Origin of the sequence: Marinobacter lutaoensis (assembly GCF_001981305.1) — a bacterium.
Lineage (GTDB): Bacteria > Pseudomonadota > Gammaproteobacteria > Pseudomonadales > Oleiphilaceae > Marinobacter > Marinobacter lutaoensis.
This window is the reverse complement of the sequence record NZ_MSCW01000006.1, coordinates 279,404-304,075: the sequence shown is the minus strand read 5'-3', so window position 1 is coordinate 304,075 and position 24,672 is coordinate 279,404. Positions and strand designations below refer to the sequence as shown.

The following is a 24,672-nucleotide window of genomic DNA, read 5'->3' as shown; positions in this document are numbered from 1 at the left end:
ACCGCTTTGACTTTGAACTCAGTGCTGTACTGCTGGGTTTTCTTCCCCGTGATCATTTCCGGCATCGGTTTTCTCCCACTGCGGAGTTATCGATGCGTGTCCACTGAACTGGGGGAAGTCCAGAGTGAACTTGACCGGCTTGTTATGTGTTGTCACTAAGCACCAACCTTAGACCTGGACCTTGGGGTTCTGATTCATCGTAGCCCAAGTGGACATGAGTACCGTCTGATCCCTTTGCCAGTTCACTAAATATTTTTGCAAATGCTTCACACGCTTTCTTATTTAGAGTTAGAACTACGCCATCACCTGTTTCGATGTCACTAGTCACAACATCTATGACGTACTTTTCACCTGAATTATTATCGAAGGGTATTTCCATGCTTAGACTCTATTGAGACACATAACGCCCCAATCACCGGGCCAGCGGAGTGGAGCAATTTTTGTGGTATAAAGGAGCGCAGCGACACCATAAATAATTGCGCAACGTAGCTGGCTCCGCGTGCATTGGCTTGTTATATTTTTTTACTTGGAGGGGGGAATAATTGAAATAAAGCCAGGTTTGACCTGCTTAATTTGGCACTCATCAATATCTATCCACGCATTTGCAGCATCAATACGCTCACGAAATGTATGGTTATTCTTTTTGGCAAGATCAGACCGACTAATAAACCTTTGTTTTTTAAGTGATATTTTCGGTTTCATGTTAGTTGTCCTTCAAGAATCGCCGTAATTCTCTATCAGATATATTACTTTTACAATAGCTCGTAATCCTACGATATCCATTGCAATCGTTTCCCTTCTTAGCTTCGCTTCTTCCCGTTTGATCAATCTTTATGAAGGTAACCTTACCATCTTCCTCTTTTTGCCATCGCCTTTCAGTGCCAGTTTCACAATACTGCCAATCAAGTTCATTCCCATCAATAGCAGAAAGTTCGTTTATAAGGTCAATGACTGTAGTAAAGCGTTCATCAGGATCTACCTTGAGTGCCTTTTTAACAATTTTTCTTAATTTCTCTGGGATATGCTCAAGAAAAAAAGATCGATTAGGAAACGCACCGCTTTGAACGTCTTGAATAAATCTAGCTTGTTCAAAACCCTGGTGGCTTATATACGCATTAAATTGCTGCTCAAAATTGTGTTCACCATTACACATTCTGTATAGACACAGCCCGGCTTGAAAAATATCAAATGCTGATGAAAACTGAGCAGCAGCCAGAGCTTCAGGAGGAACCTGTTTATTGTATATTTGATCTGGCTGAGCCAACCCAAGATGATTAGTATGTTTAGCTAGCCCGAAATCTGATACTAATGCTTCATTATTTTTTGATATGAGAATATTGTCTGGCTTCAAATCGAAGTGGATCAATCCCTTTGAATGGATATTATGGAGCCCACTCAAAAACTGACATGCATACCGTATTATTTCTCTAATCGTAAGCATTCGGCTTTGTATAATTTTTTTTAAGGAACCATTTTGAAAAAAGGGCAATGCAATGTAAATATAGTCATTGTCTTCACATGCATAATTCACAGGGACTACGTTTGGATGAGAACTCAAATAAAGCACTTTGGCTTCAGAAAAAAACTGACTCTGATTGCCATTAAAATCTGCCTTAGGTACTCGCTTGATTACTAACTCGGCATCAAGATGATGATCATGAATTCTGTATACTTGGGAATTTTTCCCCTCGAACCCAATCTCTTCGAGAATATCAAATGCCACTTCCGCTCTGTTATAAGGCTTGATCATGCAGCGGCTCCTATTGCAGCAAAGACAGCTTCTTTTTCCGGCTTAGTCAGATTCCCCCAGTTTTCAATTTCATAATCCATTTCTCCCTCAAGATATTTTTTGAAATCAGACCGATTAAATCCGAGCTTCGCTGATATATTCGATATTTGTCCAGTGTAGTAAGACTCTACGCAACTACTTGCGATCGCCTCTTGTATGACCCCCTCAATTTGCAGTCTTGCAATATTCAGATGTTGTGAATTGGATTCTGTAATTCTGATGCCTGCGCGTGTTATATCGAATTCCCTAAAAATATCGAGCATATTAGATCTTATAAACTTCAATCGCTCTGGAATATCTAGTGCTTTCGGAACATTCAGTTTTTCGATATTTACAATTTCTGCACTATCAAAGTCGTAGACAGCAAACGTAACGCTTTTTGGTTCAACTCTGATTCCTATGCTTCTCATTATCTAAGGTCACTCTTAAAGTTTTCGAATAATACTCTGGTGCTCTGATCGGGAATATAACAGCAATTAGGCAGAACGCTTCAATATTGCACAACTTTGACTGCGTCATGATTACGCAATTTCATGGCACGAGCGTCCGCCAATGTCTCAATTCATTCATTAGCCTAGCCGATGTCAAGGCGCTTCGCCATGGAATCATTTAACATCCACGATTTACTCTTGCAATGGTACTGTACAAATACACAGTATCAGAAAGGGGGCGGGGAGACGCCCATGGAAGGGAAATCGCCTACGTTGTGATACCAGCGACCGCCGACCAGCCGCGGTATCCGCATAACGGTTAATTTATAAATAAATGGCATGCGCCGGCGGACTGAAAGCACCGCCGGCGCATGTAAACCCCTGCAATGCAGCCGCCGCTAGACCCGCAGCAACGTTTTGATGGCCCGGCGTTCGTCCATCGCGCGATAACCCTCCGCCACGTCGGCGATGGGCAGCTCCAGATCGAATACCTTGCCCGGGTCGATCTTGCGCGAGAGCACAAGTTCCATCAGGTCTGGCAGGAAGCGGCGCACCGGTGCGGGGCCGCCGAGCATGTTCTTTTGATGGAAGAACAGCTGCTGGCCGTCGAACTCCACACCATGGGGCACGCCCACGTAGCCGATGCTGCCGCCCGGCCGGCAGCAGTTCAGAGCCTGCGCCATCGATTCCGCGGTTCCCACGCATTCGAGCACCGAATCCGCACCCACGCCGCCGGTCATCTCCCGGATGCGGGCGATGCCTTTCTCACCCCGTTCGGAGACGATGTCCGTTGCTCCGAACGCCTGTGCCAACGCCTGCCGCTTGGGATGGCGGCTCATGGCGATGATGCGCTCCGCGCCCCTCTGCTGAGCCGCGAGAACAGCCATCAGGCCGACCGCGCCATCGCCCACGACCACCACCGTGGAGCCGGGCCGGACCCGCGCCGCGTCGGCGGCGTACCAGCCCGTGCCCAGCACGTCGGATGCCGCCAGCAGCCCGGGCACCAGATCGTCGTCCGGGATGTCATCGGTGGCCACCAGCGTACCATCGGCCAGGGGCACGCGTGCCAGGGGGGCCTGTGCGCCGGTCATGAACTCGCGGTTCTCGCACGAGGACTGAAAACCGAACCGGCAGTGGGGGCAGGTGTTGTCGGAAATACAGAAGGAACCGACGACGAACTGGCCGGGCTTGACGCGGGTCACCGCGCTGCCGACCGCTTCCACGATACCGCAGTATTCGTGTCCCATGGCCTGTGGCGCAGAAATCTCCTGCAAGCCCCGGTAGGGCCAGAGATCCGACCCGCAGATACAGGTCGCGGACAGGCGGATAATGGCATCGGTCGGCTGCAGGATCTCCGGTTCCGGCACCGATTCGTAACGGACATCCCCCGGGCCATAGAGCATGGTTGCACGCATGTTGGATACCTCCTTGAAGGCGGATTGAAGGCAGGAACAAACCTGTCTCAGGATAGTCCACCGGATTTTTATGATAATGTGCTAAATAACGAATGCTCTTATCGATTCAGGATATAAATGGACAGACGCGAACTGGCTGACCTGATGGCGTTTCTCGCCGTTGCCCAGGAACGGAGCTTTACCCGGGCCGCGGCCCGGTTGGGGGTATCCCAAAGCTCACTCAGTGCCACCGTGCGCCGGCTGGAGGATAGGCTGGATCTCCGGTTGCTGACCCGCACCACCCGCTCGGTGATGCCAACGGAAGCCGGTCTCCAGCTCGCGGAGACTCTGGGCCAGGCCTACGAGAACATCGAAAACCGCCTGGCGAACCTGAACGAACTCCGCCACCGTCCCGCGGGTACCCTTCGCCTGACCACCAGCCGGTCGGCCGCGCTGCGTCTTTTGATACCCGTGGTGGACCGGCTGATGGCGGACTACCCGGAGCTGAAGGTGGAGATTTCCGTCGACCAGCGGCTTGTCGACATTGTCAGGGAAGGCTTCGATGCCGGCGTGCGCCTGGGCGAGGAAATCGACAAGGACATGATCGCGGTGCCGATCGGCCCGGACATGAGGATGGTCGTCGCCGGCGCGCCCTCCTACTTCGAGACCGCCCCCTACCCTCAAACGCCCCACGACCTGACCGATCACGTCTGCATCAACCTGCGCCTGTCCACGCTGGGCGGGCTCTACGCCTGGGAGTTTGAAAAGGACGGCCGGCCCCTGAACGTCCGGGTAGAAGGGCAGTTCACATGCAACGATCCGGACCTCATCATCGAGGCTGCCCTGGCCGGCCGTGGTCTGGCCTGCCTGCCCAACGATCACCTGGACCCCCACGTCCGTGCCGGCCGGCTGATTCAGGTTCTGGACGACTGGTGCCCGCCCTTTCCCGGTTACCACCTTTACTACCCCAGCCGCCGCCAGGTTTCGCTGGCGTTCCGGCTGCTGATCGAGGCGCTGCGCTACCGCGGCTGACCGGGCGCTGGCGGTCCGGCCTATTCCTGGCAGACTTCCACCCGGTTCCGGCCGTTTTTCTTGGCCCGGTACAGGGCCTTGTCCGCCTGGCTCATCAGGGCATTGACGTTGGCGAAGTCCGGGTACGCGGAAATGCCGATGCTGACGGTGAAACGGACCAGGGTATCCCGGTCGTGGAGCACCTCCAGGGCCGCGGTCCGGCGCAGGATCTCGCCCGCCAGGGCAGCGGCGGCCTGGCGGTGGGTGTCGGGGAGAATCACCGCGAACTCCTCACCGCCAATGCGGCCGATGATGTCGCTCTTGCGCAGCAACGAGCGCAGCAGCTCGGCAAAGTGTTTCAGCACCTGATCACCGGCGGCGTGGCCGTAACGGTCGTTGATGGCCTTGAAATGGTCGAGATCCATCATCATCACGCTGAAGGCCGTCCCTGTCCGGGCCGCCTTGTTCAGCTCCGCCTCCAGGAATTCGAAGAATATGCTGCGGTTGAACAGCCCGGTGAGATCGTCGTGACTGGCATTACGGCTCAGCTGCGCGCAGAAACAGAAGTGCTCGACCAGCGCCGCCAGTACCCTGGCGACCAGATGCAACACCGGAGCGAAGGTCGGGTCCGGGGCCCCCTGCCAGTACACCTGAAGGGTTCCGGACAGCTTGCCGGCGGACGAGTACAGGGGAAACCCTTCTCCGGCCCGGGCTTCACACCCGCTTCCCGGGACCAGCCAGCGCGGTCTCTGCGACCGCGGCCCCGAGACCCGGCCAGCCGCCGCGCTCAACGGCTGGGCACACAGCAGCTCGTCGGCGAGGTGAAGGCGGCAGCGGGCCGCCGGCAGATATTTTTCCACCTCGCGTAACACCGCAGGCAGTATTCCTGTAAGATGCTCGCCCCGCTGGATGGACGACAGGGCCTCCATCATCAACAACGGTAGCGCTTTCAACAATCCATTGCGGCCGCTCTCGGCCTCAGGCTCACTGCGGCTGAGGTCGCCGGTCTTTTTCATCTGCTTACCCTTCCTTAGCCTGGCGGACTCCGACCCACGGGAAAACGACAAGTATAGGCCAATATCCCAAAATGGGATATTTCGAGTTTGCCCATAGAGTGCCGCAATGGCAAACACTTTGTGGACATACCGACAACAGGCCTTTCGCAAGGCCCTGCGAGCCTTGCGGCAGCGGGCGGAACTCAGCCAGTCGGCCCTGGCCGAGCGACCGGGCAAGCCCCAAAGTTTCGTATCCAAGTATGAAAGCGGTGAACGGCGCCTGGAGTACCTGGAAGTCGAGATGATCTGCCTGGCCTGCAACACGACCCTGAGCCGCTTCGCTTCGGAGTTCGAAACCCTCTACCCGCTGCCAGCGCGGGAAGAACCCCGGATGGTGGCCGAGACACGGGCCGGAGCCTACACTGTTGGCACGGACTCCGACGCTCCAGGCACAAGCGCAGACCTCCGCAAGCCCAAGGACTGAGCGGCCCTGGTTCGCCCCTCCGGGTCACCAGGTGCACACGCCCCCAAACCAAGGAAAGGGTGGCCCCATGACACGACTGCTTTCCCTGATCGCCCTGCTCCTGCTGTCCTGCGGCGGCCAGGCGGCGCCCACGGTGGTGCTGGATTCACCGGTCGTCAACCTGACCGACTTCGCCATGGCCACCTTCGTTGACGAAACCGAAACCCTGGCGTTCGAAACGGTCCGGAACCAAGCGTTCACGCCATCCAGTAACCGAGTCTCTTTGGGAACCCAGGCCAAAACCACCTGGTCGCGCATTGAACTGGTCAACCGTTCGGGTCAGGACCTGGAACTGTTCCTGCATCATCCCTACGCCTACCACAACCGCCAGGTCGCCTTCTTTCTGGAGGACGGCGATACCCTGGTGGACCGCAAGATTCTGGACCTGGACCACGCCAGCGACAGCCCCCTGATGTACCGGGGCAGCGCCGTCTACCCGTTCCGGCTGGAGGCGGGCCAGAGCCGGACTCTGTATGTCCGGAGCGTGTCCTACTCGCACCAGTGGTTCACCTTGCTGCTGCTGGATGAAGATCATTCCAAGCGAGCCCTGATCGGCAGCCACGTTGACATTGCCCTGCTGATCGGGGTCCTGCTGGCGCTGATCGTGTACAACTTCCTGCTGTACCTGGCTTCCAGCAAGAAGGAGAACATTTTTTACGCGTTCTACCTGATTTCCGGAGCGGTCTGGATCGCCCTGTCCTACGGCCTGCTGGCCCACGTGTTCAACGTCTACGGCGCCGGCGTGTTCCGTCTGCACCTGTCGCTGATCACCATGCCCATCTTCCTGATCCTGTTCATGATGGCGATCTTCGAGACCCGGCGCGCCTACCCCACGGAGCACCGCTGCCTGCAGTTCATGTTGCTGATCCTGCTGGCGGACCTGGTGTACGGGCTGTTCGACATCTACGCAGCCCTCAAGCCTGCCAGTTCCCTGGCGGCACTGATGATGGTGGTGACCATGTCCGTGAGCGTGTCCCTGTACCGCAAGGGCAATCCTCTCGCCAAATACTTCCTGATCGGCCATGCCTTTTTCCTGCTGTTCAACGGCCTGGCGGTCCTGTTCTACAAGGGCATCATCGGGTTCACCTACCTGGCCAGCCACGGCGTCGGCATTGGCATCACCTTGGAAGCGCTGATGCTGGCCTTCATCATCGCCTACCGGATCCGGATTCTGGAGGACATCAAGGCGTCCCAGGCCGACCTCAAGGTCCAGGCCCTGACCGACCCGCTCACCAAGCTCTACAATCGGCGCCATTTCTTTACCGAGGCCAACAACCTGGCGGACATGGCCAGACAGCAGAAAACGCCGCTGTCGGCCCTGATCATGGACATCGACCACTTCAAGGCGGTGAACGACAACCACGGCCACGCCGTCGGAGACCGGGTGCTGGTGGAACTGGCTCGAGTATTGAGAAACGGCAGCCGGTCCAGCGACCTGATTGCCCGTTTCGGTGGGGAGGAATTCGTGATCCTGCTGCCAAACTGCAAACAGGACGAAGCGGCGATCGTGGCCGAGAAAATCCGCCACGCCGTCGCCGGCCGGGGCGTGGACCTGGGCGGCGGCCGGCGGCTGCACTTCACCATCAGTCTGGGCGTGGCCGAGCTTGACCCTGGCGTGGAGGAATCCGTCGATGCCATGCTCAACCGGGCCGACCAGGCGCTGTACCAAGCCAAACGGGCCGGTCGTAATCAGGTGTGTGTCTACAGCCGGAACGGAGACACCGGGCACTATAGCGGCCAGCAGGTCTGACCGCCCCGGCCTAAAAAAACCGCCCGAAGGCGGTCAAAAAGGACAACACAACTCAGTGTCCGGCACGACTTGGCGGATCCTCGCCGGCCTCCCGCTGCTGGCGCCAGAAGGTCTCATGCACCTCGGCCGCCTCGTCCTCCAGCAACGGGCCCAGCACCGTCACCGGCCGCTGGCCGGCGGCGAACACCGTCCGGCAGGGCAGGTCCAGCGTCGGGTTTTCCGGGTGATTGCCGGTCAGCGCTTTAAGGCGTTTTTCGGAGACCCCGTACACCAGCCGTCCCAACCCGGCCCAGTAGGCGGCGCCGGCACACATGCAACAGGGTTCGGCGGATACGTACAGGGTGCAGCGCGCCAGGAAATCCGGGCGCCAGCGTGTGCTGGCCCGGGTCATCAGCACCCGTTCGGCGTGTCCGGTCATGTCCAGATCCGGCAAGTAGGCGTTGATCTGCTCCATCAGCACCTCGCCCTCGGGACCGACCAGAATGGCGGCGAACGGGTGAATCCCCCGGGCCGCCGCGTGGCCGGCCAGGTCGAACGTCCGGCGCAGCAGCGCCAGATCGGTGTCGGTGGGGGTACAGCGCATGGCCGGCTCCATAACGGTCAGGCCCCCTTCCTGGGCAAACTCCAGGGGAAGAGCAGCTGCTGCGCCCATTGCACGGACTTGAACAGCAGAAGGCTCACCACCGCCAGGAAGAACAGCCCGGCGAACGCCTGGGGAATCCGGAAGAACGAGGTGGAAAACTGGATGAAATACCCCAGCCCTTCCTCGGCGGCCACGAACTCCGCCACCACGGCACCGATGATCGCCAGGGTGATGGCCACCCGCAGCCCACTGAAAATGTGGGGAATGGCGTAAGGCATGCGAATCTGCCAGGTTTCCCGCCGGGTCGGCGCGTCCAGGGAGCGGCTCAGTTCGATCAGCTCCGGCGGCGTTTCATTGATCCCGGTGGCGGTGGAAACCACCAGCGGGAAAAAGGTCAGCAGGCAGGTGATCAGGATCCGGGACGGGTCGTCCGACCCCATGATCACAATGATCAGGGGCGCCACCGCCACCACCGGCGTGGACTGGATCACCACCAGCAGGGGGTACAGTGTCCGCGACAGCCATTCCGAACGCATCATGGCGATGGCGATGGGAATGGACACGGCGATGGAGATCAGGAACCCCAGCAGGGCCACCCGCAGGGTCGCCCACAGGTGCTGCATCCAACGGGAAAACTCAACATCGAAAAAGGCGTTCAGGATCACGCTGGGCGCCGGCAGAATGTAGGCCGGCACGGAAAACAGGCGGCAGCCCACCTCCCAGACCGCGATTAGGGCCACGAAGAAGAGCCAGGGCGAGGCGCCGAGCAGGACACGCCGCAACCGGCCCTCAGGCAGCGTCAGGCTCATAGATGTGTTTCCTTATGCGATCGGTCAGTTCACCAAAGCGGGCGTCGGAGATGGTGTGGGTGGTGCGGGGCCGGGGCAGATCCACGTCGATCAGGTCGAGCACGGTACCCGGCCGCCGGCTCATGACCAGCACCCGGTCCGCCAACAGGACCGCCTCGGCGATGGAGTGGGTGATGAACAGCACGGTCTTGGGCTGCTCCTGCCAGAGGCTGAGCAGGTCGAACCCGATCTGCTCCCGGGTCATCGCATCCAGGGCGGAAAAGGGTTCGTCCATCAGCAGGATATCCGGGTTGAGCAACAAGGCACGAACGATCCCGACCCGCTGCTGCATGCCGCCGGACAGCTCGTCAGGCATTTTCCGGGCAAAGGCCTCCAGGCCGGCCATGGCCAGCAGAGCGTCGGCCCGGGCCTCGTCTTCCCGGTTGTAGCGGCCGTACTTGTGCCGGAGTGGAAAGAGCACATTCTTACGCACGTTCAGCCAGGGCAGCAGGGTCGGTTTCTGGAATACGATGCCGACGTCGTCCCTGGGACCGTCCACTGCCCGGCCAAACACGGTGACACGGCCCTCGCTGGGTTTCAGCAGGCCGGCAATCATGCGCAGCAAGGTGGACTTGCCACAGCCGGAAGGCCCCACCACCGCCACGAACTCGTGACGGTGGATGTCCAGATCGATGCCGGTAACCGCCGGTGGGATGGCCGGGTTGGGATCGTAGCGGTGGCCGACCCCGGCCAGCTTCACGAACGAGCGGTTGACTGCCGGTTCCGCCATCACTCCAGCGCCTCGAGCAGGGACCGGTCGATCACGGTTTCCGGGTCCAGGCGGTCCTTGGACAACCCCTCAGCCTGAGCCACCCAGTCCCAGGTCAGGGCAACGCGGGACTCGGTCAGCGCACCCAGGCCGTCACGCTCGCTGACGCTGTTGAACACCAGCGGCATGGTCGCGCCCACCTGCTTCTCGACCACCACCTCATCCACCTCCGGCACCATCGCCTTCAGGGCTGCGGCGGCCTCGGCGGGATTGTCCCGGGTGTAGCGGAGCGAGCGGTCAAACGCTTTCAGGAACCGCCGGGCCACATCGGGCCGTTCGCTCAGGAAACGTTCGCTGGCCACCACCGAGGCGCTGTACAACTCCAGCCCGGCGGAGGACCAGGGAATCACCACCAGCGTGTTGCCGGTCGCCTCCGCTTGGCTCTCGAACAGCGGCACGTTGGTCACCCAGGCGATGATGGCATCGGCGCCGCCATTGACCAGCATCGGCCCCAGGGCCCCCGGATCCGCCTTGGTCAGATTCACGGCGTCCTCCGGCAGGCCGTTTTCCTTGAGCACCAGGGGCAGGAAAGCGTTGGACGAGGTGAACGGCGAGGTGGCCACTTTTTTGCCCTCGATATCCGTTAGGGTCTTGATGCCACTTTTGCCGAGGGCGAAGAAGGCATGGGGCGCCTGGTTGAAGATGGAATACACGGCCTTGACGGGCACCGTCGCGTCCTGAGCCTTGGCCGCCATCAACGCGGCGATGTCGGCGCTGCCGACGTCCGACTGGCCGGTGGCGATGCGGGTGATGGCGTCGGTGGAGCCCCGTCCCACGGAGATGCTGACGTCCAGCCCTTCGTCTTCGAAAAAGCCTTTCTGGACACCCACATACACGGGCGACTTGTCCCCGCCCGGCAACCAGTCCAGCTGGTAGGTAATCTTGTCCGCGGCCGCGGCCGACTGCCCCAGGAATCCAGCCGCCAGGGCGGCGGCCACGATGAACGAACGTGTCTTGCGGTTGCGCATGGGTGGTCCCTCTGGTGATGGCTATCGCCGAAATAAACTGATCATTCGGTCAGGTTTTATCTCGTCGATGCAAAGTACGGGCCAGGAGCGCCCAGCTGCCGCAATCACGCCCCCGGCCGGGGGCCTGTCCACCCGACGCGCTCCGCCAGGGCCGCCAGATCCCGCTCGATACCGGTGCAGAAATCCCCCGGGCGCCCCGATTTGAAGCCCCGGTTATGCGGCCGGCCGCGCCCGGAAGCCCTCCGCCCCCGAGCCCGCGGCAACCACCGCTGGCACGCTTTATGAATACCTGACCATATGGACAACTCACGACATCCACCCAGCGAAGGAGAAGGCTCCATGACATCCGCCAAGGCATCCGAGGCTGCGCCCGGGCCAACGGCCCTGCCCATCATCGATGTGTCCCTGCTCGATGCCCCCGCCCCGGACAGTCGGGCACGGCTGGCCCGGCAACTGGACCGGGCCTGCCAGGACAGCGGCTTTTTCTACGTGACCGGGCATGGCATCCCGACCGAGTTGATCGACGCGGTATTCCGGCAAAGCCGCGCCCTGTTCGCGCTGCCGGAACACAGCAAGCGGCAGCTCGACAAGGCCCGGTCCGCCGCCAACCGGGGCTACGAGCCCCTGCGCGGGCAAACCCTCGAACCCGGCGCACCCCCGGACCTGAAGGAAGGCTTCTACATTGGCGAGGAACTGGACGAGGGGGATCCCAGAGTGCGTGCCGGCCGTTTCAATCAGGGGCCCAATCAGTGGCCGCAGGCGCTGCCGGATTTCGCTCCGGTCATGATGCGCTACTTCGACGCCATGAACCGGTTGAGCGCTCGGATCATGACGGCCCTGGCACTGGCGCTCGGCCTGCCCACCGATCATTTCCGGGCGTTCTGCGAACAGCCACTGTCCACCCTTCGGCTGCTGCACTACCCGCCGCAACCGGCCCATGCCAGCCCCGGTGAAAAAGGCTGTGGTGCCCACACCGATTTCGGTGGGATCACGGTGCTGCTGCTGGACGAACACCCCGGCCTTCAAATCTGGGACCACCGGCATCGGCGCTGGCTCCAGGCAGACCCGGTGCCCGGCACCTTTGTGGTCAACCTCGGAGACATGATTGCCCGCTGGACCAACGACCGCTACCGCTCCACCCTGCACCGGGTGGTCAACCTGTCCGGCGCGGAGCGGTATTCGGTGCCCTTCTTCTACAGCGGCAACCCCGACCACGAGGTCCGGTGCCTGCCCAATTGCCTGACAGCGGGCGAACAGCCCCGGTACCCAGCCACCACCGTGGAACGACACCTCATCGAGATGTACCGGAAAACCTACGCCTGACGCCGGTGGTCGTAGGTGGCGTTCAGGCGCGAGGCCAGGTATTCGGCGCAGGTCATGGGTGGGTACTTGGGCGGGGCATCGGAGATATCCCTCGGGTCCACCACCGCGTCCGGATTGACCTCCAGAAAGAACGCCACCGCGTAGCGTTCCCGTTCCGGCGGCCGGACCCGGTGCGGCGTGGACACGTAGGTGTCGTTGCTCCAGCGCATCAGGCAGTCACCGATGTTGACCACGAAGGCCCCCGGCAGGCTCGGCGCCGGAATCCACTCGCCCTGGCGGTTGAGCACCTCCAGACCCGGCACGCCGTCGGTCGCCAGGATGGTGATGTTGCCATAGTCGGTGTGGGTCCCGGCACCGCCGTCCGCCCGCGCCACCTCGCCGGCACTGGCCGGGTAATGCAGCATCCTCAGGGTGGCGATGGGCTGGGTCAGGTGCTGGGCGAAGAAGTCCTCGGGCAGGCCAAGGTCAAGGCTGAAGCCCCGGTGCAGGGTCCGGCCCAGTTCCAGGCAGGCGTCGAAATACGCCAGCACCTGCGCCCGCCAGCCGTCGATCGGCGGCCAGAAATTCACGCCCCGGAACGGTTTGCCGGCCAGCACGTCCGGGTGGTCCTCGGGGAAGTCGGTGCCGATGTTGAAGGCTTCCTTGCGGTCCGCCCCGGCCTCGGGGTTGAGCTTCTCGTCGGACATCGCCACATACCCCCGGTTATGGGGCGAGCGCTTGATCGACAGGGTTTCCTTGATCTCGTCGGGCAGCGCGAACAGGCGGTGGGCGTTGTCGAAGACCGCGTTCACCCGCGTTTCCGGAATGCCGTGATCGGTCACGTAGAAAAAGCCGTGATCGCGGCAGGCGGCCCCCAGTGCCGCCGCCGCGCGCCGGCGAACGCCGGCGTCGTCGCTGAGCAGGCCGGATACGGAAATGACCGGTAGTTGTTTCATGATGAGCCTCCGGGTGTCGGGTCGGATGGGTCGGAAAAATGGGACGCCCGGGGCCGGCCCGGAGCGAGTCGTTCAAGGGCGCGCCGGAGGCCGCCGTAACCGGTACAACGGCACAAATTGCCGGCCAGGGCCTCGGCCAGTCGGTCGCGATCCGGCTCCGTTTCGTTGCGCAGGCAGGACACCAGCGACAGAACGATGCCGGGGGTGCAGTATCCACACTGCAGGGCACTTTCCCAGGTCAGGGCCGAGGCCACCGCCTGGTAGTGGGGGTCCCGCGCCAGCCCCTCCACGGTGTCCACCCGGCGGCCCTCCAGACGCCAGGCCGGCACCAGGCAGGCGGGCACCGAACGGCCATCCAGCAGCACAGTACAGGCACCACAGCGGCCAATCCGGCACCCTGCCCGGACCGAGGTCAGGCCGCCCGGCCCCCGCAGCAGGTCGAGCAGGCTTGTTGCCGGGGGCACCTCGACCGCCAGGGGCTGGCCGTTGAGCCGGAACGACAGGGACTGGGTTTCGCCAGTAGGGATCATACCGGGTGCTCCGTGTCACGCAGTGCCGCCAGCAGCCGGTCCGGGTCCACCGGCAGATGGCGGACCCGGACGCCACAGGCGGCCTCGATGGCCGCGACAATGGCCGGCGCCACCGCCTCGATGCCCAGCTCGCCGACGCCCCGCACCGGATAGTCGGCGTCTGCCGGCGTGTCGTCGAGCACGTCCACCCGCTGCTCCGGCGCATCCTGGAGGGTGGGAATGAGGTACTGGTCCAGGTTGTCGAAACGGTAGCGGCCATCGTCGGTGGGCATGTCCTCGGTCAGGGTCATCCCCAGCCCCATGACCGCCGCGCCTTCGATCTGGCCGAGATACCCCGGTGGGTGGATCACCCGCCCGGCGGCGGTGATATGGTGCAGGGCCTGTACCCGGACGCAGCCACTCAGGCGGTCGACCGCCACCCGGGCCACCGTGGCGATAAGCAGCTGCAGGAACCGTCCGACCGGCGGCGTCGGACCCGGCGCCACGGGAAAGTCACCGCGGTGTTCGGCCGGCACCGGCCCCAGGCTCGCGGCCAGCTCCCGGTAGCGGCACAGCCGCCGCTTCGGGGTCCGCGACCAGATGCCCCCCGGGCCGCACACCAGCGCCTCCGGTGGCAGCCCGGCACGGCGCGCCGCCTCGGCACACAGCCGTCGGGCCCAGCCCGGCAGAACGGCACGCAGCACCTGGTCCACCACCACGGTACTCCGGGAGGCGCTGGTGGGGCCGGAGTCCGGCCCGTCGGAACGTCCCAGCACCACGTCGATGTCCTCCGGGGCACAGGGCAGCGCCTCGCTCACCCGGCGGATCACCAGCTCGGTCAGGTTCTGGCCGTAGTCCACGAAGCCGAACTCGACCCGTATCCTGCCCTCGGGGCTCAGGTTCAGCCGGCCCCCGCCGGCGTCCGGCAAGCCGTCACCCAGGCCGTTGCCCTGTCCGCCCATGGCCAGCCCGGTCCCCTCCAACCAACGCGGGTCTTCGCCTGGGCTCGGCCGCCACAGGGGGGAGCGGGCTGCCAGGTGCAGCAACTCCGCCGGCGGCCGGGTCCAGCGGACCGGCTGGCCGCGACTGCCCGGTTCCCCGGGCCGGCGCAGGTTACGCCGGCGAAACTCCACCGGCGTCAGGCCCAGGCGGGCCGCCAGGGCGTCCATCTGGGATTCCACCGCAAAGGTGGCTTGGTTGCCGCCGAACCCCCGGAAGGCCCCGGCGACGCCATTGTTGGTGTAAAGCAGCCGGCCATGGACCTGGTATGCCTCGATCCGGTACAGGGGCGCGGTGGCGTGATCCAGGTAGTTTTCCAGCACCGCGGGCCCCAGGCTGGCGTAAGCGCCGGTATCCAGCACCGCGTCCACTCGATGGGCAAGAAGGCGGCCGTCCCGGTCGCACCCGGTGGTCACTCGGGCCACCACCGGGTGCCGCTTGATGCCGCTGCGGCAGGACTCAAAGCGGTCCAGCTGCAGCCGCACCGGCCGGCCGGTACGCAATGCCAGCAGGCCGGCGATCGGCTGTACCGTCAGTTCGTCCTTGCCGCCAAAGGCGCCACCGGTGGCCACCGCCCGGATCGTCACCTGTTCCGGCGCCAGTCCCAGGATATCCGCGAGCTGGAGCCGATCCCGGTGACCCGACTGGCAGCCCACCTGAACGCACAGCCCGCCCCGGCCATCGGGGATGGCCACACCGCCTTCGGTTTCCATGAACGCATGCATCTGCCTGGGCGTACGGTAGTCCTGCTCCACCACCAGCGCGCACCGGGCCAGGGCCGCGTCCAGCTCGCCCCGGCGCAGAGTATGCTCGGCCAGCAGGTTTCCCCCTTCGTGCAGGGGCCAGGCTTCGGCCGCGCTCAGGGCATCGCCGACGATCGGCAAGGGCTCGTAGGTCACCTCAATGGCCGCCAGCGCCGCCCTCGCCTGTTCCGGGGTATCGGCGGCCACCGCCGCCACCGCGTCCCCTTCAAACCGGACCCGGTCTCGGCACAGCACCGGCTGGTCCCGGAGTACGATGCCAAAGCCGTTGGTTCCGGGGACATCCTCGGCCGTGACCACCGCCCGCACCCCGGGCATCGCCCGGGCCCCGCGGACATCCAGGGAGACCACCCGGGCATGGGCCACGCCGCAGCGCAGCACCGCGCCATGCAGCAGGCCGTCCAGGGGCGGGACATCGGTCGCGTAGGCGGTGCGCCCAGCCACTCGACGGGCCGTTTCCGGGCCAACCCACCAGTGCTCGCGCTGGCGGTCCGTCCCCAGGGTCTGTACCGGCAGGTCGGTGTCCGGGATCATGTCGTCAACCTCCCCAGCAGGTGAGCGATCAAGCGGCCACCGGCGGCGCGCAGGCCGGGGTTGCCCCAATCCAGCTCGGCCAGGGCCTGTTCGCCGTCAGCCGCCGACGCCTGGCCGCCGGCCCGGGCCAGGCGGGCCTCCAGCGCCGCCAGACGGACCGGCCCGCCTTCGCCACTGACGGCCACGCGAACATCGGAGCCCAGCCGGGCACAGGCCACGGTGATCCGGGGCGGGCTGAAGCGTTCCCGGTGGCCCAGTTTCTCCAGAACCACCGGGCAGCCCCGGGGGATGCTCAGGTGCACCGAGCGGATCAGGGCACCGGGCTCCCGGCGGACCCACCCGGGCCAAGCACTCAGCGGCAGGTGATGCCAGCCGGCCCCGGAAAACACTCGAAGCTCGGCCTCAAGCACCAGCGCCAGGGCGCTCAGATCGCCACCCGCCACCAGGTTGCCGCCGAGGGTGGCCAGCTGCCGCACTCCGGGCGACGCAACCCGGTCCATGAACGGTGCCAGGGAAGGCAGACGGCGGGCCAGTGCCGGCGCACCGGCCAGGGAGGCCAGGGGCGTCAGGGCACCGATGTCCAGCCGGTCACCGGTGACGGTGACGCCGGCAAAACCTGGCCAGTCCGCCGACAGCGGCACCACGCAGGCCGGCCAGCGCGCCTGGCGCTCCCACACCGGCTGCACGCCGGTGGCTCCGGCCACCAGCGGGGCCCGATGGCGCCGGGCCAGCTGCCACGCCGCCTCCGGACCGTCCGCCGACAGCACCCGCATCTGGCTGCGTTCGGTGACGGTGAGCGGTAACGGCGCCGTGGTCATGCCCTACCCGTGCCAACCGGAGAGGTCTGGCCGGACCGGCACCGCAAGGTGCACTTCGTCACAGTTGTGACCCGCCCCCTGGCGGTCCACCACCAGGTAGTCGGCGTCCCCGGCCAGGGGCAGCAGCGGCGCGTGCCAGGTCCCGGCCCGGTAGTTCACGCCCTGGTGCGGTTGCACCAGGAAGGCCTGGATGGCCGACTCCGAGAAGTCCCCCGGCGGTGCCACCACCGCCAGGAACGGGCAGCCGTTCAGCGGCACAAAGGCCTGGCTGCCCAGGGGATGACGCTCCATCAGGGTAATCACCAGCGGCGTCAGCGGCTGGCCCCGGAAGATGGAGAGGATGGCCTGCCCGCCCGGCGCCGGCAGGTCGACGCCCGCCAGGGCATGGAACCGCTCGGTGCGGCCGTCGTTGATGAGAAAGGACGCCGCGCCCTCGGTGTCGATGACATCGCCGAACGGTTCAAACGCCGACCGGGTCAGCGGCGCCACCGGCAGCAGGCGCACCCGGCTCATGCCTGGGGCCTCCCGTACAGTCGCAGTCGGCTCACGCCGCCATCGGGAAGAATGTTGAAACGAAGGTGGGTGATCACGCCCAGATCCGCCAGCGTCTCGAACCGGTGCACACTGTCGGCGGACAGCGGCTGTTCAGCCATCAGCACCGGCCAGAACATGCTCTGGGTGACCAGGGACTGGACCGTGCCGGTTCCCGGCGCCACGCGGGCAGCCTGGATCGAACAGGCAGCGGGGTAGTTGCCCTTGAAGTGGGCGGTGTCTACTTCGACCCGGCGCGGCAGCCCCGGATGGCCCAGGGCCAGGATGCACCAGTCGTTCCCGGGCTCGCGGCGACGCCGGGTTTCCCAGCCGTCGCCCATGTTGACCCCCCGCCCCGGACGCAACAGTTTGCGGGGCTCGCCGTAGTGGGCGTCGCTCCAAGCCACCTGGTCACCGCCATGGGCCAGGGCCAGCAGGTCCACCTCGTCCTGCTCCCGCAGCCCGGACCAGTCGCAGTGGGGCTTGCCGTATACCCGCAGGCGGGCCAGGCCACCGTCGGGATACAGATGCAGGCGCAGGTGGCTCCAGGGCTGGTCCGAACGAATCTCCCGGAAGCCATGGTCGTTGCCTTGCAGGGGAGTGGCGGGCACCAGGGTCTGCCAGTCGGCGTCGTCACCGGGATCGCCGCCGGGGCAGTAGCAGGCATCGAGGGACACCGCGGGCGGATAGTTGCCGGTAAAGAAGCTGGTGTCGAAGTCGACGCCCATGAGGCGTCCGGGCATGGCCAGCCGGATGACGCACTCGTCATGGCCGGTGCTGCGGCGGCGCCGGGTTTCCCAGCCATCCATCCACTTGCCGTGGTCGTCATAGCGGTCCGGGTAGAACACCGGCGGTGCCGGGTCCAGCATCCGCTCCCGGGGCGCGAAGAATTCGTCGGTCACGAACAGCACCCGGGCGCCAAGGCTGGCGTCGGCCAGGTTGAGACCGGCCCGGGTGAATTCCGGCCCCTCGACGGCGGGGGCCACCACTGCGTTGCTCATTGTCCGTGCTCCGGATGGTGTGAAGTGTCAGGGTGCACCGTGCGCCAGTGCCGGGCGATGTCCACCCGGCGGCAGACCCACACCCGGTCGTGCTGCTGGATGTGGTCCAGAAACCGTTGCAGAGCCCGGAAGCGGCCGGGGCGCCCGACGATGCGGCAGTGCAGACCGACCGACATCATCTTCGGTGCCGTCGCCCCTTCCTCGTACAGGACATCGAAGCTGTCCCGCAGGTACTGGAAGAACTGTTCACCGCTGTTGAACCCCTGGGGCGTGGTGAAGCGCATGTCGTTGGCTTCCAGGGTGTAGGGAATCACCAGGTGCGGGTGGCGCTCGCCGCTGAAGGTTTCGACGCAGGTCCAGAACGGCAGATCGTCGCCGTAGTAGTCGCTGTCGTATTCGAAACCGCCCTGCTCCACCACCAGACGACGGGTGTTCGGACTGTCGCGGCCGGTGTACCAACCGGCCGGCGGCGCGCCGGTCAGCTCGGTGTGCTGCTGGATGGCGGCCTGGATGTGACGCCGTTCCTCCCATTCGCTCATGCTCTGGTAGTGAATCCAGCGCAGGCCGTGGCAGGCGATCTCATGGCCGTCGTCAAGCATGGCGCGAACCACCTCGGGATTGCGGGCCAGGGCCTGGGTGACACCAAAGACGGTCAGCGGCAGGCGACGCCGGCGGAATTCCCGGAGGATCCGCCAGACACCGGCGCGGGAGCCGTATTCGTACAGCGACTCCATGCTCATGTGGCGGTCCGGGTAAGGCTGCGCGCCGATGATGTCGGACAGGAAGGTTTCGGAGTGCTCGTCGCCGTGCAGCACACAGCTTTCACCGCCTTCCTCGTAGTTCAGCACGAACTGCACAGCAACCCGGGCGTCGCCAGGCCATTGGGGGTGCGGCGGATGCGCGCCGTATCCGCGCATGTCCCGGGGGTAGGTGTCCTGGTGGCTCATGTCGGTACCTCAAGGCCACAGCCGCGCAGGATGACTCCGGTCAGGAAATCGGCGGCGTGGTCAAAATCGCGTTTCTCGTATTCCGCTTTGTTTTCCACCATCAGAATCTGGACCTGGAAATCGGCGTAGTGCTGGGTCGAGGACCAGATCAGGAAAATCAGCTGGACCGGGTCCACCGGTGCCATGCGGCCGTCGTCGATCCAGGACTGGATCACCGCGGCCCGGCCCCGCACCCACTCGCGCATGCTGGTTCGCAGGTGTTCCATCAGGAAGGGCGCGCCCTGGATGATCTCCATGGCGAACAGCCGCGATGCCAACGGGTAGCGCCTGGACATTTCCACCTTGGTACGGATGAACGAGGACAGCGCCCTGGCCGGGTCGTCTTCCGGGCGGATGTCGGTGAACACCCGGTTCCAGCGGGCCAGGATGTCGTCGAACATGGCGGCGTAAATACGTTTCTTGTTGCTGAAGTAATACAGCACGTTGGATTTCGGCAGCCCGGCCCGTTCGGCGATGCTCTGGATGGTGGCACCCCGGAAGCCGTGCTGGGCGAATTCCTGCTCCGCCGCCTGCAGGATCTTCTCGCGGTTTCGCTCGCGGATCCGCCCCGGCCGGTACTTGCGGCCGCGGCCGGCGGGTTTGCCGTCCTTGCGTGTGGTCTCGGTATCGGCAACGGTTGGCTCGGTCATAACCTTCTCACTTGTTGTCCATGGGGTCGGGGGCCGGTCAACCCATTCTGCCGGCCCCCGGGTAGGATCAAAAGTGGAATTTCACCAGCGCGCTGACGGAGCTCTGGGTATCGATCAGGGTGTCGTCCAGACCGTACTTGTTGTTCCAGTACTGGTACTCGATACCGGCATAGAGCACACCCGGGTTGCCCCAGAAGTTGCTGACGTCCAGCTTGATCTGCGGCGTGAACTGGAACTCCGAGGCGTGGTCGCCGGCAGCGGTGGACCAGTCGATATACCCATCCACCAGGAACAGCGCCGGGCCCACGCTGAACGGCACGCCCCAGGTGACGGTCATCTGCCAGTCATCGGAGATCTCGCTGTTGGTCACGTAGTAGAACGAGGTGGTCAGATAGTTGAAGCCCGGGGCATCCCACACCAGTCCGAAGCCGGTCAGGTAGTTGTTGACTTCGGTGCTGCCACCGAATTCGTACTGGCCGGCCAGGGTTACGTCCTTCACCGGGCCGAACGACAGATCCTGGCCGGTCAGCCAGCCCAGGCTGAGGTTGGGGGCGAATTCGCCGTACACCTCGTCGGTGCCATCCAGGTCGCCCTGGGGCTGGTCGCGGTCGATAAAGAAGAAGGTGCCGCCCCAGTTATGCACGGTCACGTTCTCGAACGTGAAGTAGGTGGCCTCGTACTCACGGCCGCCGTTGCCACCGGCATCGAACTCGACGCCCTGGTAATCGGCACTGTGCAGGAGGGTCACGCTGGAGCTGCTGAAGAACTTCTCGGCATGCGCCATCGGCGAAAGGGAAGCAGCAACGCAGCCAGCAATCAGAGTTTTACGAAGTGCGGTCATGTTCAAACCTCGTCGGTTACTTTTATGGTTAGTCATCGGTTGGCAAACCCATGGTCATTATTGTTAGCGGCCAGGCCGGTAGGGCTGGCCGAGGGAAAGGGGGGTGTTCAGTCGCGTTCGCGCCGGATGCCAGGACAGCAGGACCAGCATCAGGATGGTGACCACGTACGGCAGCATCGCCAGCAGCTCGGTGGAGCTTTTCCAGCCCAGCCCCTGCAACACCAGATGCAGGATGCTGGCGGCGCCGAACAGATAAGCGCCCAGCAGCACCCGCTCCGGCCGCCAGGAGGCGAACACCACCAGCGCCAGCGCAATCCAGCCCCGGCCGGCGGTCATACCTTCCGTCCACATCGGGGTATAGGCCAGGGACAGATAGGCCCCGGCCAGGCCGGCCATGCCGCCGCCAAAAGCCACCGCCAGATAGCGCACGGTCATCACCTTCAGGCCGTTGGCGTTGGCGGCGTGGGGGGACTCGCCCACAGCCCGCAGCAGCAGCCCGCCCCGGGTCCGGCTCAGGAACAGCAGCACGGAAACGAACAGGATCAGGGAGAGGTACACCAGCAAATCCTGGGTAAACAGGACCTTGCCGATCACCGGCAGGTCACTGAGGAGGGGAATGGCCAGCTTGCCGAAACCGTCGATGGAGTGGCCCACGAATCCGGCACCGACGAAGGCGCTCAGACCGGTGCCAAAAATGGTCAGGGCCAGCCCGGCGGCGTACTGGTTCGCCGCCAGTGTCACCGCCATCAAGGCAAACAGCATGGACATGGCGATACCGGTCAGGATGGCCGCGAACACGCCCACGGCCAGACTGCCACTGGCCTGGGCCGCAATGAAACCGGCCACGGCGCCCATCAGCATCATGCCCTCCTGGCCCAGGTTCAGCACGCCGGAGCGCTCGCACACCAGCTCCCCGAGCGCCACCAGCAGCAACGGGGTTCCGGCCACCACGGTGGCCGCCAGCACGTTGGTCAGCAATTCCATGTCAGGCCTCCCCCGCCGGAGCCACGGAGCGGACGCCGGCGGTGGCCGGGCCACGCCACCGGAGCCGGTAATGGATGAACGCGTCGCAGGTCAGCAGGAAGAACAGCAGCAACCCCTGAAACAGTCCGGTGACCGCCTTTGGCAGGTTCATCGCGATCTGCAGCATTTCACCGCCGAGAAACGTCAGGGCCAGCAACGCGCTGGCGGCAACGATGCCCAGCGCGTGCATGCGCCCGAGAAACACCACGATGATCGCGGTGTAGCCGTACCCGGGCGAGACCTGAGGCACCAGCTGGCCGATCGGTCCGGTCACCTCCGAGGCCCCGGCCAAGCCCGCCAGGGCTCCCGCCACCAGGAACGCAAACCAGGTCAGCCGGCGGGCACCAAAACCGGCGAAGGCGGCGGCCCTCGGGTCCTCCCCCACCACGTTCAGCTGGAACCCCACAAAGCTGCGGGCAAACAGGGCCCAGACCGCCAGCGCCGCCAGCAGCCCGAACGCCAGTCCGAGGTGCAGCCGGGTGCCGGGCACCAGCGCCGGCAGCAGCGCCGAGTCGCCAAACATCACCGACTGCGGAAAACCAAAGCCGTAGGGGTCCTTGAGCGGGCCATGCACCGTGTACAGCAGCAGGTTCAGGGCGATGTAGTTGAGCATGATGGTGGTCAGGATTTCGTTGCAGTTGAGGTGTGTCTTCAGCGCTGCGGCGATGGCCGCCCAGGCGGCTGCGGCGGCCATTCCGGCCAGCAACACCAGCGGCAGCACCCAGGGCCCCTGCGCATCCACCAGCTGCACCGCCATGATGCTGGCGCCCAGGGCCCCCATCAGAAAATGGCCCTCGGCCCCGATGTTCCAGAGCTTGGCCCGGTAACAGAGGGTCAGGCCGGCGGCGCACAGCAGCAACGGCGCCATTTTCAGCCCCAGCTCGGCCAGCCCCTGCACGTCGCTGACCGGCGTCACGAAGAAAAACTTCAGACCCGCCAGCGGATCCCGGCCCATGGCCAGAAACAAAAAGAAGCCAGTCACCACCGTCAGCAGCAACGCCAGCAGTGGCGATGCCCAGCGCATCACCGGCGACGCCACCGGACGACGCTCAAGCAGCAGCATCGGACACCTCCTGCGGGAAGTCCCCGGCCATCCACTGCCCCAGGCGTTCGATGCTCAGGCCCGCGGTGGGCACCAGCGGCGACAGCCGACCATGGCACAAGGCCCCCATGCGGTTGCACAGCTGGTAGAGTTCGTCCAGGTCCTCGGAAATCAGCAGGATCGCGGCCCCCTGATCCCGCAGCGCCACCAGCGCCTCGTGGATCGCCACCGCAGAGCCCACATCCACTCCCCAGGTCGGGTGCGAGGCGATCAGCAGTTTGGGGTTCTGTAGCGCCTCGCGGCCCAGAATGTACTTCTGCAGGTTGCCGCCAGAGAGGCTGGCGGCGCTGCTGTCCTCGCTGACACAACGCACGCCGAAACGGCGGATGACCTCCCGGGAGAAGGCCCGCACCTTCGGATAACGGATCAGCCCGTGGGCCACCAGACCCTGGCCGGAGGCCGTCAGCAGGGCATTACTGGCCAGCGACATGGACGGCACTGCACCCCGCCCCAGCCGTTCCTCGGGCACCACCGCCATGCCCAACCGGCGGCGCTCCTGGGGCGCCAGCCCGTCGATGGCGGTGCCGGCGAAGCGGATCGCGTGACCGCTGAGCCGGATCTCCCCGGACAGCGCCTTCAGCAGTTCTTCCTGACCATTGCCGGCGACGCCGGCGATGCCCACGATTTCCCCTTCCCGCAACGAAAAACGGATGTCGCTCAGGCTGGTGCCGAACGGATCGTCGGTCCGCCAGCTCAGCCCTTCCACCGACAGCAACAAGGCCCCGGGCTCGGACTCGCCCACCTGAGTGGAAATCGGGGTGTCGTCGCCCACCATCAGGCGGGCGATCTCCGTGGCGGAGACCTCCGCCGGCCGGCAGTCGCCGCTCACCCGCCCCTGGCGCAGCACCGTGGCGTTGTCGCACAGGGCCCGGACTTCTTCCAGTTTGTGGCTGATGAACAGAATGCTGCAGCCTTCCTTTGCCAGCTGCCGCAGGGTCTGGAACAGCACCCGGACCTCCTGGGGCGTGAGCACCGAGGTCGGCTCGTCCAGGATCAGCAGGGTGCTTTCCTGAATCAGGCAACGCACGATCTCCACCCGCTGGCGTTCGCCCATGGACAGGGTGCTGACGTAACGGCGCGGATCCAGGGCCATGCCGTAGCGCTCGGACACGTCACGAATCCGCTGCTCCAGCTGGCGCCGGTCCCGGGTCTCGTCCGCCGGCAGGTTCAGGGCGATGTTCTCCGCCACGGTCAGGGTTTCAAACAGTGAGAAGTGCTGGAACACCATGCCGATGCCCAGTTCACGGGCCCGGGCGGGGCTGTCCACCGTCACCGGATGGCCATTCCAGATGATGCGGCCCTCGTCCGGCTGTACCACGCCGTAGATCACCTTCATCAGGGTGCTCTTGCCCGCGCCGTTCTCGCCCAACAGGGCATGAATCTCGCCGGCCTCCACCACCAGGTCGATGCCGTCATTCGCGCGGCAGCCGGGGTATTCCTTGACGATGTTCTCGAGTCTCAGGCGTGTCGCCATGCTCATCGTTACCGTGCCTCGTTCGTGTCCCGGGCCAGGAGAATCTGACCATTTATTCAGCATTTCTCGACGAGCAATAACCCTGCCAACTTATAAAGCCGACATGGAAACCGCACAGATTTAA

At 63.9% G+C, this 24,672-nt stretch carries 26 protein-coding genes; 4 read left to right on the top strand and 22 right to left on the bottom strand.

The genetic code is table 11. The annotated features are described in order from the left end of the window. Positions 1-142: 142 nt before the first annotated feature. From BTO32_RS17720 to BTO32_RS09570, 5 genes are all read right to left on the bottom strand, one after another. Positions 143-379: a hypothetical protein gene (locus BTO32_RS17720; protein WP_139339051.1), complete on the bottom strand. Its 237-nt coding sequence runs from the start codon at positions 377-379 to the stop codon at positions 143-145. Positions 380-522: 143 nt separating this feature from the next. Beyond that, positions 523-702, bottom strand: coding sequence for a hypothetical protein (locus BTO32_RS17715; RefSeq protein WP_139339050.1), 180 nt, complete (start codon positions 700-702; stop codon positions 523-525). Between the two features lies 1 nt (position 703). Further along, a complete protein-coding gene (locus tag BTO32_RS09580; protein ID WP_076724410.1) occupies positions 704-1,750 on the bottom strand; it encodes a serine/threonine-protein kinase in 1,047 nt (348 codons plus the stop codon). Further along, positions 1,747-2,199 carry a hypothetical protein gene (locus BTO32_RS09575; protein ID WP_175618653.1) on the bottom strand — a complete coding sequence of 151 codons (453 nt, stop codon included), beginning with the start codon at positions 2,197-2,199 and terminating at the stop codon, positions 1,747-1,749. The genes BTO32_RS09580 and BTO32_RS09575 overlap by 4 nt, the downstream gene beginning before the upstream one ends. Positions 2,200-2,618: 419 nt before the next feature. Beyond that, positions 2,619-3,635: a zinc-dependent alcohol dehydrogenase family protein gene (locus BTO32_RS09570; protein ID WP_076724408.1), complete on the bottom strand. Its 1,017-nt coding sequence runs from the start codon at positions 3,633-3,635 to the stop codon at positions 2,619-2,621. Positions 3,636-3,752: 117 nt separating this feature from the next. Here BTO32_RS09570 and BTO32_RS09565 point away from each other — a divergent pair, with 117 nt between their 5' ends. Beyond that, the gene (locus tag BTO32_RS09565; RefSeq protein ID WP_076724407.1) at positions 3,753-4,646 is read left to right on the top strand and encodes a LysR family transcriptional regulator; all 894 of its coding nucleotides are present in this window, start codon (positions 3,753-3,755) and stop codon (positions 4,644-4,646) included. Between the two features lie 20 nt (positions 4,647-4,666). Here BTO32_RS09565 and BTO32_RS09560 read toward each other — a convergent pair whose 3' ends face one another. Beyond that, positions 4,667-5,641 (bottom strand): GGDEF domain-containing protein, encoded by a 975-nt coding sequence (locus tag BTO32_RS09560; RefSeq protein WP_076724406.1) that lies wholly within the window; start codon positions 5,639-5,641, stop codon positions 4,667-4,669. 106 nt (positions 5,642-5,747) lie between these two features. Between BTO32_RS09560 and BTO32_RS09555 the strand changes: the two genes are divergently transcribed. Both BTO32_RS09555 and BTO32_RS09550 read left to right on the top strand, forming a co-directional pair. Then, entirely contained in the window at positions 5,748-6,104 is a 357-nt protein-coding gene (locus BTO32_RS09555; protein WP_076724405.1) for a helix-turn-helix domain-containing protein, read from the top strand. Positions 6,105-6,171: 67 nt separating this feature from the next. Continuing rightward, positions 6,172-7,893 carry a sensor domain-containing diguanylate cyclase gene (locus tag BTO32_RS09550; RefSeq protein WP_076724404.1) on the top strand — a complete coding sequence of 574 codons (1,722 nt, stop codon included), beginning with the start codon at positions 6,172-6,174 and terminating at the stop codon, positions 7,891-7,893. A gap of 52 nt (positions 7,894-7,945) precedes the next feature. On the opposite strand, the gene BTO32_RS09545 is transcribed toward BTO32_RS09550, so the two are convergent. From BTO32_RS09545 to BTO32_RS09530, 4 genes are read right to left on the bottom strand one after another with little or no spacing between them, the layout of a single operon-like run. Next, positions 7,946-8,476 (bottom strand): nucleoside deaminase, encoded by a 531-nt coding sequence (locus BTO32_RS09545; RefSeq protein ID WP_076724422.1) that lies wholly within the window; start codon positions 8,474-8,476, stop codon positions 7,946-7,948. Positions 8,477-8,493: 17 nt separating this feature from the next. Continuing rightward, positions 8,494-9,285: an ABC transporter permease gene (locus BTO32_RS09540; protein WP_076724403.1), complete on the bottom strand. Its 792-nt coding sequence runs from the start codon at positions 9,283-9,285 to the stop codon at positions 8,494-8,496. After that, entirely contained in the window at positions 9,266-10,054 is a 789-nt protein-coding gene (locus BTO32_RS09535) for an ABC transporter ATP-binding protein (protein WP_076724402.1), read from the bottom strand. Before BTO32_RS09535 ends, BTO32_RS09540 begins: the two co-directional genes overlap by 20 nt. Beyond that, positions 10,054-11,061, bottom strand: coding sequence for an ABC transporter substrate-binding protein (locus tag BTO32_RS09530; protein ID WP_076724401.1), 1,008 nt, complete (start codon positions 11,059-11,061; stop codon positions 10,054-10,056). Before BTO32_RS09530 ends, BTO32_RS09535 begins: the two co-directional genes overlap by 1 nt. A gap of 339 nt (positions 11,062-11,400) precedes the next feature. Between BTO32_RS09530 and BTO32_RS09525 the strand changes: the two genes are divergently transcribed. After that, positions 11,401-12,384 carry an isopenicillin N synthase family dioxygenase gene (locus tag BTO32_RS09525; protein WP_076724400.1) on the top strand — a complete coding sequence of 328 codons (984 nt, stop codon included), beginning with the start codon at positions 11,401-11,403 and terminating at the stop codon, positions 12,382-12,384. On the opposite strand, the gene BTO32_RS09520 is transcribed toward BTO32_RS09525, so the two are convergent. From BTO32_RS09520 to BTO32_RS09465, 12 genes are all read right to left on the bottom strand, one after another. Beyond that, positions 12,375-13,319 (bottom strand): isopenicillin N synthase family dioxygenase, encoded by a 945-nt coding sequence (locus BTO32_RS09520; RefSeq protein WP_076724399.1) that lies wholly within the window; start codon positions 13,317-13,319, stop codon positions 12,375-12,377. The genes BTO32_RS09525 and BTO32_RS09520 overlap by 10 nt on opposite strands. Beyond that, entirely contained in the window at positions 13,316-13,849 is a 534-nt protein-coding gene (locus BTO32_RS09515) for a (2Fe-2S)-binding protein (protein ID WP_076724398.1), read from the bottom strand. Before BTO32_RS09515 ends, BTO32_RS09520 begins: the two co-directional genes overlap by 4 nt. Beyond that, positions 13,846-16,122, bottom strand: coding sequence for a xanthine dehydrogenase family protein molybdopterin-binding subunit (locus BTO32_RS09510; RefSeq protein WP_076724397.1), 2,277 nt, complete (start codon positions 16,120-16,122; stop codon positions 13,846-13,848). Before BTO32_RS09510 ends, BTO32_RS09515 begins: the two co-directional genes overlap by 4 nt. Then, a complete protein-coding gene (locus BTO32_RS09505; RefSeq protein WP_076724396.1) occupies positions 16,119-16,940 on the bottom strand; it encodes an FAD binding domain-containing protein in 822 nt (273 codons plus the stop codon). Before BTO32_RS09505 ends, BTO32_RS09510 begins: the two co-directional genes overlap by 4 nt. A 3-nt stretch (positions 16,941-16,943) precedes the next feature. Beyond that, on the bottom strand, positions 16,944-17,444 hold the full coding sequence (locus BTO32_RS09500; protein WP_175618657.1) for an ureidoglycolate lyase: 501 nt from the start codon (positions 17,442-17,444) through the stop codon (positions 16,944-16,946). A gap of 5 nt (positions 17,445-17,449) precedes the next feature. Further along, entirely contained in the window at positions 17,450-18,472 is a 1,023-nt protein-coding gene (gene alc / locus BTO32_RS09495) for an allantoicase (protein WP_076724394.1), read from the bottom strand. Beyond that, complete coding sequence (gene puuE / locus BTO32_RS09490) at positions 18,469-19,419, bottom strand: allantoinase PuuE (RefSeq protein ID WP_076724393.1); 951 nt, start codon at positions 19,417-19,419, stop codon at positions 18,469-18,471. Before puuE ends, alc begins: the two co-directional genes overlap by 4 nt. After that, entirely contained in the window at positions 19,416-20,108 is a 693-nt protein-coding gene (locus tag BTO32_RS09485) for a TetR/AcrR family transcriptional regulator (RefSeq protein WP_076724392.1), read from the bottom strand. Before BTO32_RS09485 ends, puuE begins: the two co-directional genes overlap by 4 nt. A gap of 67 nt (positions 20,109-20,175) precedes the next feature. Beyond that, a complete protein-coding gene (locus tag BTO32_RS09480) occupies positions 20,176-20,949 on the bottom strand; it encodes an outer membrane protein OmpK (protein ID WP_076724391.1) in 774 nt (257 codons plus the stop codon). 63 nt (positions 20,950-21,012) lie between these two features. Continuing rightward, on the bottom strand, positions 21,013-21,933 hold the full coding sequence (locus BTO32_RS09475) for an ABC transporter permease (protein WP_076724390.1): 921 nt from the start codon (positions 21,931-21,933) through the stop codon (positions 21,013-21,015). 1 nt (position 21,934) lies between these two features. Beyond that, positions 21,935-23,035 carry an ABC transporter permease gene (locus BTO32_RS09470; protein ID WP_076724389.1) on the bottom strand — a complete coding sequence of 367 codons (1,101 nt, stop codon included), beginning with the start codon at positions 23,033-23,035 and terminating at the stop codon, positions 21,935-21,937. Further along, on the bottom strand, positions 23,022-24,554 hold the full coding sequence (locus tag BTO32_RS09465) for an ABC transporter ATP-binding protein (RefSeq protein ID WP_076724388.1): 1,533 nt from the start codon (positions 24,552-24,554) through the stop codon (positions 23,022-23,024). The genes BTO32_RS09470 and BTO32_RS09465 overlap by 14 nt, the downstream gene beginning before the upstream one ends. Positions 24,555-24,672 lie beyond the last annotated feature (118 nt).

Coding starts and splice junctions, on each gene's coding strand:
- BTO32_RS17720 (WP_139339051.1), bottom strand. CDS start 379: ATGGAAATACCCTTCGATAATAATTCAGGTGAAAAGTACGTCATAGAT.
- BTO32_RS17715 (WP_139339050.1), bottom strand. CDS start 702: ATGAAACCGAAAATATCACTTAAAAAACAAAGGTTTATTAGTCGGTCT.
- BTO32_RS09580 (WP_076724410.1), bottom strand. CDS start 1,750: ATGATCAAGCCTTATAACAGAGCGGAAGTGGCATTTGATATTCTCGAA.
- BTO32_RS09575 (WP_175618653.1), bottom strand. CDS start 2,199: ATGAGAAGCATAGGAATCAGAGTTGAACCAAAAAGCGTTACGTTTGCT.
- BTO32_RS09570 (WP_076724408.1), bottom strand. CDS start 3,635: ATGCGTGCAACCATGCTCTATGGCCCGGGGGATGTCCGTTACGAATCG.
- BTO32_RS09565 (WP_076724407.1), top strand. CDS start 3,753: ATGGACAGACGCGAACTGGCTGACCTGATGGCGTTTCTCGCCGTTGCC.
- BTO32_RS09560 (WP_076724406.1), bottom strand. CDS start 5,641: ATGAAAAAGACCGGCGACCTCAGCCGCAGTGAGCCTGAGGCCGAGAGC.
- BTO32_RS09555 (WP_076724405.1), top strand. CDS start 5,748: ATGGCAAACACTTTGTGGACATACCGACAACAGGCCTTTCGCAAGGCC.
- BTO32_RS09550 (WP_076724404.1), top strand. CDS start 6,172: ATGACACGACTGCTTTCCCTGATCGCCCTGCTCCTGCTGTCCTGCGGC.
- BTO32_RS09545 (WP_076724422.1), bottom strand. CDS start 8,476: ATGCGCTGTACCCCCACCGACACCGATCTGGCGCTGCTGCGCCGGACG.
- BTO32_RS09540 (WP_076724403.1), bottom strand. CDS start 9,285: ATGAGCCTGACGCTGCCTGAGGGCCGGTTGCGGCGTGTCCTGCTCGGC.
- BTO32_RS09535 (WP_076724402.1), bottom strand. CDS start 10,054: ATGGCGGAACCGGCAGTCAACCGCTCGTTCGTGAAGCTGGCCGGGGTC.
- BTO32_RS09530 (WP_076724401.1), bottom strand. CDS start 11,061: ATGCGCAACCGCAAGACACGTTCGTTCATCGTGGCCGCCGCCCTGGCG.
- BTO32_RS09525 (WP_076724400.1), top strand. CDS start 11,401: ATGACATCCGCCAAGGCATCCGAGGCTGCGCCCGGGCCAACGGCCCTG.
- BTO32_RS09520 (WP_076724399.1), bottom strand. CDS start 13,319: ATGAAACAACTACCGGTCATTTCCGTATCCGGCCTGCTCAGCGACGAC.
- BTO32_RS09515 (WP_076724398.1), bottom strand. CDS start 13,849: ATGATCCCTACTGGCGAAACCCAGTCCCTGTCGTTCCGGCTCAACGGC.
- BTO32_RS09510 (WP_076724397.1), bottom strand. CDS start 16,122: ATGATCCCGGACACCGACCTGCCGGTACAGACCCTGGGGACGGACCGC.
- BTO32_RS09505 (WP_076724396.1), bottom strand. CDS start 16,940: ATGACCACGGCGCCGTTACCGCTCACCGTCACCGAACGCAGCCAGATG.
- alc (WP_076724394.1), bottom strand. CDS start 18,472: ATGAGCAACGCAGTGGTGGCCCCCGCCGTCGAGGGGCCGGAATTCACC.
- puuE (WP_076724393.1), bottom strand. CDS start 19,419: ATGAGCCACCAGGACACCTACCCCCGGGACATGCGCGGATACGGCGCG.
- BTO32_RS09485 (WP_076724392.1), bottom strand. CDS start 20,108: ATGACCGAGCCAACCGTTGCCGATACCGAGACCACACGCAAGGACGGC.
- BTO32_RS09480 (WP_076724391.1), bottom strand. CDS start 20,949: ATGACCGCACTTCGTAAAACTCTGATTGCTGGCTGCGTTGCTGCTTCC.
- BTO32_RS09475 (WP_076724390.1), bottom strand. CDS start 21,933: ATGGAATTGCTGACCAACGTGCTGGCGGCCACCGTGGTGGCCGGAACC.
- BTO32_RS09470 (WP_076724389.1), bottom strand. CDS start 23,035: ATGCTGCTGCTTGAGCGTCGTCCGGTGGCGTCGCCGGTGATGCGCTGG.
- BTO32_RS09465 (WP_076724388.1), bottom strand. CDS start 24,554: ATGAGCATGGCGACACGCCTGAGACTCGAGAACATCGTCAAGGAATAC.